Below are 7,386 nucleotides of genomic sequence, written 5' to 3'. Positions count from 1 at the left end.
AAGCCGTTTGTCTCCACCCGCATAGCGGGTGGGTTGAAGCTGGCCGCTGCGCGCCCAGCAGACTAAAGTCTTGAACTGAAACAGGGGCGCTCTCCAAGAGAGCGCCCCTGCCGGGTTTCCATAGTTCTGGCGAAGCAGTCCTTGAGATCCGCCTTGCCTTATGCCAAGAACTCCTTGGTGGTCGCCACGATGTTGGCGGCGTCCAGGCCATACTTGTGCAAGAGCTCGGCACCCGGGCCGGACTCGCCAAAGGTGTCGTTGACGCCGATCTTCTTGAGGGGCGTCGGGCACTGCTCGCACAGGACGTCGGCAACGGCGCTGCCCAGGCCACCGATTACAGAATGCTCCTCGACGGTCACGACGTGGCCGGTCTTGGTGGCGCTCTTGACGATCAGGTCGGCATCGATGGGCTTGATGGTGTGCATGTTGATGACCTCGGCGTCGATGCCCTCGGCAGCGAGCTGCTCGGCGGCCTCGAGAGCCTCGCCGACCATCAGGCCGCAGGCGATGATGGTGACGTCGGCGCCCTCGCGCATGACAATGCCCTTACCCAACTCGAAGTTGTAGGTCTCGGGGTCGTTGATAACCGGCGAGGCCAAACGAGCGAAGCGCATGTACACCGGACCGTCGCACTCGTAGGCGGCGCGCGTTACGGCGCGGGCCTCGACGTCGTCGGCAGGAACGATCACAGTCATGCCGGGGATGACGCGCATGAGGGCAATATCCTCGCAGCACTGGTGCGTGGCGCCATCCTCGCCCACCGAGATACCGGCATGCGTGGCACCGATCTTAACGTTGAGATGCGGGTAGCCGATGGAGTTACGGACCTGCTCAAAGGCGCGGCCGGCGGCAAACATGGCAAAGGTGCTCGCGAAGGCAACGCGGCCGGTGGTCGCGATACCGGCGGCGACGCCCATCAGGTTGCTCTCGGCAATGCCCACATCGAAGAAACGATCGGGGCAGGCGGCCTTGAACTTGCCGGTCTGCGTGGCGGCGGCCAGGTCGGCGTCGAGGACCACAAAGTCATCGTGCTCGTTGGCGAGCTCGACGAGGGCCTCGCCGTAGCTTACGCGCGTGGCGATTTTTTTGACGTCTGCCATCCTAGAGCTCCTCTCCGGCGGCCGTGAGCTCTGCCATGGCCTGCTCAAACTGTTCATCGTTGGGGGCCTTGCCGTGCCAACCAACCTGGTTCTCCATAAAGGAAACGCCCTTGCCCTTCATGGTCTCGGCGATGATGGCGGTCGGCTGACCCTTGGTGGCGCGGGCCTCGGCAAAGGCGGCGCGGATCTGATCGAAATCGTTGCCGTCGGCAAGCTCCACCACGTGGAACTTAAAGGCGCGGAACTTGTCGGCGAGCGGCATGGGGTCGTTGACCTCCTCGACGGGGCCGTCGATCTGCAGGCCGTTGTGGTCGACGATCACGCAGAGGTTATCGAGCTGATGGTTGCCGGCAAACATGGCTGCCTCCCAGACCTGGCCCTCCTCGCTCTCGCCATCACCCAGCAGGGCGTACGTGCGGTAAGTATCGCCCCAGTGCTTGGCGGCAACCGCCATGCCCACGGCGGCGGAGATGCCCTGCCCGAGCGAGCCGGTGGACATATCGACGCCCGGGGTGTCGTTCATGTTGGGATGACCTTGCAGGTGGCTGCCGATATGGCGCAGCGTCTCGAGATCCTCCTTGGGGAAGAACCCACGCTCGGCGAGCACGGCGTACAGGCCCGGAGCGCAATGGCCCTTGGAGAGCACAAAACGGTCGCGATCGGCCTTGCGGGGATCGGCCGGGTCGACGTTCATTTCCTCAAAGTACAGATAGGTCATGATGTCGGCAGCGCCGAGCGAACCGCCCGGATGGCCGGACTTGGCAGCGTGCACGCCGGTGACGATGCCCTTCCTTACCTCGTTGGCAACCTTTTTGAGCTCTTCGTCGCTCATTGTGCCTTCCTTTCATCCTCATTAGACAAAATGCGCACGGCACGGAAAGGTAATCCCAACACAGCCGCAATGCACGTACGTCATTCATTATGCTGGAAACTGATGGCTTTACCAGAGTTTTTATCATTATTTGAACAATTTAGCAGGCAGAACCGCTGATGAAACGGTTTATCAATGTGAACGTCTTTTGGATGGAACGCGATCGACCCTACGCGCTAATGTCCTTGAATCCCTCGCCGAAGGCTTCCGTAACGTCGGCAACCGTCACGATGGCATGAGGATCGCGCTCGCGCACGATCGTCTTGAGGGTATTGAGCTCTCGACGGCTCACGATGACCATAATCACTGGCTTCTCGGCACCCGAATACATGCCAGTCGCCTTAAACTTGGTACAACCACGACCCAGGCCATACATGATATCGGCAGCGATATCAGGGAACTTGTCCGAGATGATGAGTACCATACGGCGTTTGTTGCCACCATCGACCACGGCATCGATCACGTAGCCGCTAATGACCATCGAAAGGCCTGCATACAGTGCGTTTTCGATTGAAAAGACCGGAGCCGATAGCGCGCATACGGCAACATCGATCGCCATGACGGTCGAGCCCACCGGCAGCGAGGTGTTACGCGAGATGATTTGGCCAATCGTGTCCGAGCCGCCGGTGTTGGCGCCGGCGCGCAACACCATGCCGTAACCGATGCCCGTAATAATGCCGCCCCACATGGCAGGGAGCATCAGGTCCGCATCCGCCAGAGGTGCTACAAACGGGGCGAACAGATCGGTAAAGAAGCCCAGCAGCACAAAGCCCGTCGCGGTCTGCACCACGTAGAACATGCCGCCCTCGCGCATAACGACCAACAACAGCAAGGCGTTCATCACGATCGTCTGAATACCAACGGGAAGCGATAGGCCGCGCGCCGCGCCGACCGCCTGGATAATGGTGGCAAGGCCCGTAACGCCACCGGCGGCAAGACCGTTGGGAATCAAAAACAAGTCGGTCGCGATGGCGGCCAAGGCACACCCCAACATGATCTGGGGCAGGTCGTGAAAGAAGTTCATCGAAAGAATGCGCTTGATGTCCAGACGATATGCCATGCTGCCTCCCTCAAAAAAGCGCACCCAAACGGATGCGCTTTGAACTTCTTCTTGTATTCGATTCTACCGATTCGCCGGACAAAAACCACCCCTGCGCAGGGTTTATTCTGGATACAAACCCGTCCAACCGTTGGGCTTGACATCGGCTTGAAGCCACCCGATGTTTTAGACCTCCGAGCCTTCTGCATCGGCGTTGCCGGTAGCCCAGCGATGGTAGCCAATAACAAACGGGTCCAGGTCGCCATCGTCAAGGACGGCCTCGACATTGCTGGTCTCCACGCCCGTGCGTAAGTCCTTGACCATCTGGTACGGGTAGAGCACGTAGCTGCGAATCTGGTTGCCAAAACCAATCGTGGTCTTGGGTCCGCGGATCTCATCGAGCGCCTCGGCGCGCTTCTCGAGCTCAATCTCGTACAGGCGAGCCTTGAGGATCTGCATGCACGCGGCCTTGTTCTGAATCTGGCTGCGCTCGTTTTGGCAGGTGACCACAATGCCGCTGGGAAAATGCGTCACGCGCACGGCGGAGTCGGTGGTGTTGACGCCCTGACCGCCCGGGCCGCTCGCGTGGTACACGTCCACGCGGATGTCATCGGGACTGATCTCGATGTCGATATCATCGGGTAGCACGGGGATGACCTCGACGCCGGCAAACGTGGTCTGGCGGCGCTTCTTGTCGTCGGTGGGGCTAATGCGAACCAAGCGGTGGACGCCGGCCTCGGCGCGCAGCATGCCAAATGCGTCCTTGCCCTCGACGGTAAAGGTAGCGCGGTCGATGCCGATGACCTCGGCCGCGGGACAGTCGTTGATGGTGACCTTCCAGCCGCGACGCTGGCAGTACTTCATGTACATCTTAAAGAGCATGAAGGTCCAGTCCTGGGCCTCCAGACCACCCTGTCCGGGCTTGATGGTCACGATGGCATCGCCGTGATCGAACTCACCGGTAAACCAGCTCGAAAGCTCAAGCTCGTCGATGGCACGGGCAAGGCGCTCTGCCGTAGCGGCAGCTTCCTCGCGCAATGCAGCGGCGTCGGGGTCATCCCCCATCTCCTCGGCAAGCTCCAGCGCGGCGCGGGCATCGGAAAGCTCGCCGCGCGCGGTGTCCACGGCAGCGATATCTTCCTTGGTGCGCGCGATCTCCTCCATGGTGGCACGGGCAGCGTCGGCATCATCCCAAAAGCCGGGGGCCACGCTTTTAGCCTCGAGCTCAGTCACGCGCGTGCGCTTTTCGTCCAAATGGAGATACGACTCGACCTCGCCGAGCCGGTCCGCAAACGCGTCCAGCTCGGCGGGCGTTACCTCTAAAGCCTCAGCCATTAACGATTCCTGCCGTGGCAGTACTTAAACTTCTTGCCGCTACCGCAGGGGCACGGGTCGTTGCGGCCCACGTTGACGTACGGATCGTCGCTCTCGGACTTGCGATAGGTGGTCACCTTGCCACCGTTGTTGACGGCAGCCGGTCCGCCTTGGACAGCCGTGCGGGCCTGCACCTGCGCCTGCTTGCGCAGCACCGAGTCGCCGTTGTCGCCATCGACCTCGGCGGGACCGGAGAAGCGCGCACCCTCGAGCGCGGGCTCCTCCTTGTGCTCCACGGCACGCGGGGCAGCCTTGATCTCGATGCGCAGAACCGTGCGCAGGTAATCCTCGTACATGGTGTCGACGAGCATCTGGAACGCGCCGTAGGCCTCGGTCTTGTACTCGACCAGCGGGTCGCGCTGGCCAAAGCCGCGCAGGCCGATGCCGGTCTTGAGGTAGTCCATCTCCTGCAGGTAGTTCATCCAGCGGGTATCGATGACGCGCAGCATAACCTGGGTGTTGAGCTCGCGCATCAGGTCCTCGCCCAAGCGCTCGGCCTTCATGTTGTAGCACTTCTCTACGTAAGCCAGGACATCGGCAGCCAGGGCCTCATAATCCTCGTCGGGGAACTTCGGCGTATCGATGTGGCCGGTGAGCTCCACAACCCACTTGCGCAGGCCCTCCAGGTCGCGCTCGCCATCGTGACTGTCCTTGGTGCAGAACTCCTGCACGCAGCGGTACACGGTATCGTGCATGACCTCGGTGATGTGGTCAGTCAGGTCCTTGCCGTCCAGAATCTTATTGCGCTCGGCGTAGATGACCTGGCGCTGCTTGTTCATGACGTCGTCGTACTCAAGGACGCTCTTACGCATGGAGAAGTTGATGCTCTCGACCTTGTGCTGGGCGCTCTCGACGGCCTTGGAGATGATCTTGTGCTGGATGGGCATGTCGTCGCCCATGTCGGCCGTGACCATCATCTTGGAGACGCGGTCCATCTTGTCGCCGCCGAACAGGCGCATGAGGTCGTCCTCGAGCGACAGGTAGAACTGGGTCTCGCCCGGATCGCCCTGACGGCCGGAGCGGCCGCGCAGCTGGTTGTCGATACGGCGGGACTCGTGGCGCTCGGTGCCGATAACGGTCAGGCCGCCGGCGGCAAGCACGCGCTCGCGCTCGGCCTTGCAGGTCTCCTTGGCTTCGGCGTTAAACTGCTCGAGCTGCTCGGGCGTCACGTCCTCCATGGTCAGGCCCTCGTACTCAAGGCGCTCGCGCACCAGCTCGTCGGGGTTGCCGCCCAGCAGGATGTCGGTACCACGACCGGCCATGTTAGTAGCGATGGTCACGGCGCCGTAGCGTCCGGCCTGGGCAACGATATGAGCCTCGCGCTCGTGATGCTTGGCGTTGAGGACCTCGTGCGCGATGCCGCGCTTGGTAAGGGCGGCGGACAGCTTCTCGGAGCTTTCGATGGAGACGGTGCCCACCAGGACCGGCTGTCCCTTGGCGTGACGACGCTCGACGTCGTCGGCAACGGCGTTGTACTTGGCCTGAATGGTGCGGTACACCAGGTCCTCGTGGTCCACGCGCTGCACGGGCTTGTTGGAGGGGATGACCTCGACGGGCAGCTTGTAGATCTCGCGGAACTCGGCATCCTCGGTAAGTGCCGTGCCGGTCATGCCGGAGAGCTTGTCATACAGACGGAAGTAGTTCTGCAGGGTGATGGTGGCCAGCGTCTGATTCTCCTCGCGCACGAGCACGCCCTCTTTGGCCTCGATGGCCTGGTGCAGGCCCTCGGAGTAACGGCGGCCTTCCATAATGCGGCCGGTGAACTCGTCGACGATCTTGACCTCGCCGTTGGTGACCACGTACTGCTTGTCGCGGTGGAACATGTACTGGGCCTTCAGCGCCTGCTGCAGGTGGTTGACAAGCTGGCCGGAGAGATCGGCATAGATGTCATCGATACCCAGGCGGCGCTCGATCTTCTTAAGGCCGCGCTCGGTAGCGGCAATGGTGTGCTTGGCCTCGTCCATGACATAGTCGCCCGTGGGCTCGACGTCCTCGGTGGCGGTGAGCATGTCGTGCGACACGTCCTCGCCGCGCTCAAGGCCACGCACGGCACGCGCGAAGTCCTTGTAGGTACTGGCGGACTTGGTGCCAGCGCCCGAGATGATCAGCGGGGTGCGGGCCTCATCGATCAGGATGGAGTCAACCTCGTCGACGATGGCGTAGTTGTGACCGCGCTGCACGCGCTGCTCGGGACGGGTAACCATGTTGTCGCGCAGGTAATCAAAGCCGAACTCGGAGTTGGTGCCGTAGGTGACGTCGGCCTGGTAGGCCGGGCGCTTGAGCTCGAGCGGCATGTTGTTCTGGAGCAGACCGACGGTCATGCCCAGGTACTTATAGATGCGGCCCATCCACTCGGAGTCGCGCTTGGCAAGGTAATCGTTGACAGTAACGACGTGCACGCCCTTGCCGGCAATAGCGTTGAGATAGCCGGCCAACGTGGAGACGAGGGTCTTACCTTCGCCGGTCTTCATCTCGGCGATGTGGCCCTCGTGCAGCGCCATGGCGCCAATGAGCTGCACGTCAAAGTGGCGCATACCCATGGTGCGCTTGGAAGCCTCACGCACGGTGGCAAAGGCCTCGGGGAGCATGTCGTCGAGCGACTCGCCGTTGGCGTAACGCTCGCGGAACTTATCGGTCTGGCCGCGGAGTTCCTCCTCGGTCATCTTCTCAAACTGGGGCTCAAGACCGTTGATCTGGTCGACGATCTTGTAGTAGCGCTTAAGGTCCTTATCGGATCCAAAGGACAGCAGCTTTGACATGAATCCCATGTGGTTTTCCTTTTTGGCCATCGCCCACGCCGTGCAGCTGCGGGCGAGTTAAACACAGATAATTGTACTTTAGCCAAACAAGGCGCGCCCCATACGGTCGACCTCGACCGCCACGTAATAACTACGACCAACCTGCCAAAAAGGGACAGGTTTATTTTGGGGCTTATAGGACAAAATGTGTGTCCCGATAGAACATCCGTTTCCATCCATTAATCCAGCCAGAACGGGTACGGG

The 7,386-nt window shown here is 61.3% G+C and carries 5 protein-coding genes; all 5 read right to left on the bottom strand.

Going from position 1 to position 7,386, the window contains the following annotated elements; all coding sequences use genetic code 11:
* Positions 1 to 158: 158 nt before the first annotated feature.
* Positions 159 to 1,100 carry a transketolase family protein gene (locus tag AB5Z25_RS10460; protein ID WP_117769460.1) on the bottom strand — a complete coding sequence of 314 codons (942 nt, stop codon included), beginning with the start codon at positions 1,098 to 1,100 and terminating at the stop codon, positions 159 to 161.
* 1 nt (position 1,101) lies between these two features.
* Positions 1,102 to 1,932: a transketolase gene (locus AB5Z25_RS10455; protein ID WP_225093804.1), complete on the bottom strand. Its 831-nt coding sequence runs from the start codon at positions 1,930 to 1,932 to the stop codon at positions 1,102 to 1,104.
* Between the two features lie 208 nt (positions 1,933 to 2,140).
* Positions 2,141 to 3,031 (bottom strand): YitT family protein, encoded by an 891-nt coding sequence (locus AB5Z25_RS10450; protein ID WP_195247200.1) that lies wholly within the window; start codon positions 3,029 to 3,031, stop codon positions 2,141 to 2,143.
* A gap of 165 nt (positions 3,032 to 3,196) precedes the next feature.
* A complete protein-coding gene (gene prfB, locus AB5Z25_RS10445; protein ID WP_138113004.1) occupies positions 3,197 to 4,345 on the bottom strand; it encodes a peptide chain release factor 2 in 1,149 nt (382 codons plus the stop codon).
* Complete coding sequence (gene secA / locus AB5Z25_RS10440) at positions 4,345 to 7,152, bottom strand: preprotein translocase subunit SecA (RefSeq protein ID WP_271744662.1); 2,808 nt, start codon at positions 7,150 to 7,152, stop codon at positions 4,345 to 4,347. Before secA ends, prfB begins: the two co-directional genes overlap by 1 nt.
* Positions 7,153 to 7,386: the final 234 nt, after the last annotated feature.

Origin of the sequence: Collinsella aerofaciens (genome assembly GCF_040910325.1) — a bacterium.
GTDB lineage: Bacteria > Actinomycetota > Coriobacteriia > Coriobacteriales > Coriobacteriaceae > Collinsella > Collinsella aerofaciens_BL.
The sequence above is the reverse complement of the archived record's forward strand: the minus strand, read 5'-3'. Positions and strand labels throughout refer to the sequence as shown.

Coding starts and splice junctions, on each gene's coding strand:
- AB5Z25_RS10460 (WP_117769460.1), bottom strand. CDS start 1,100: ATGGCAGACGTCAAAAAAATCGCCACGCGCGTAAGCTACGGCGAGGCC.
- AB5Z25_RS10455 (WP_225093804.1), bottom strand. CDS start 1,932: ATGAGCGACGAAGAGCTCAAAAAGGTTGCCAACGAGGTAAGGAAGGGC.
- AB5Z25_RS10450 (WP_195247200.1), bottom strand. CDS start 3,031: ATGGCATATCGTCTGGACATCAAGCGCATTCTTTCGATGAACTTCTTT.
- prfB (WP_138113004.1), bottom strand. CDS start 4,345: ATGGCTGAGGCTTTAGAGGTAACGCCCGCCGAGCTGGACGCGTTTGCG.
- secA (WP_271744662.1), bottom strand. CDS start 7,152: ATGGGATTCATGTCAAAGCTGCTGTCCTTTGGATCCGATAAGGACCTT.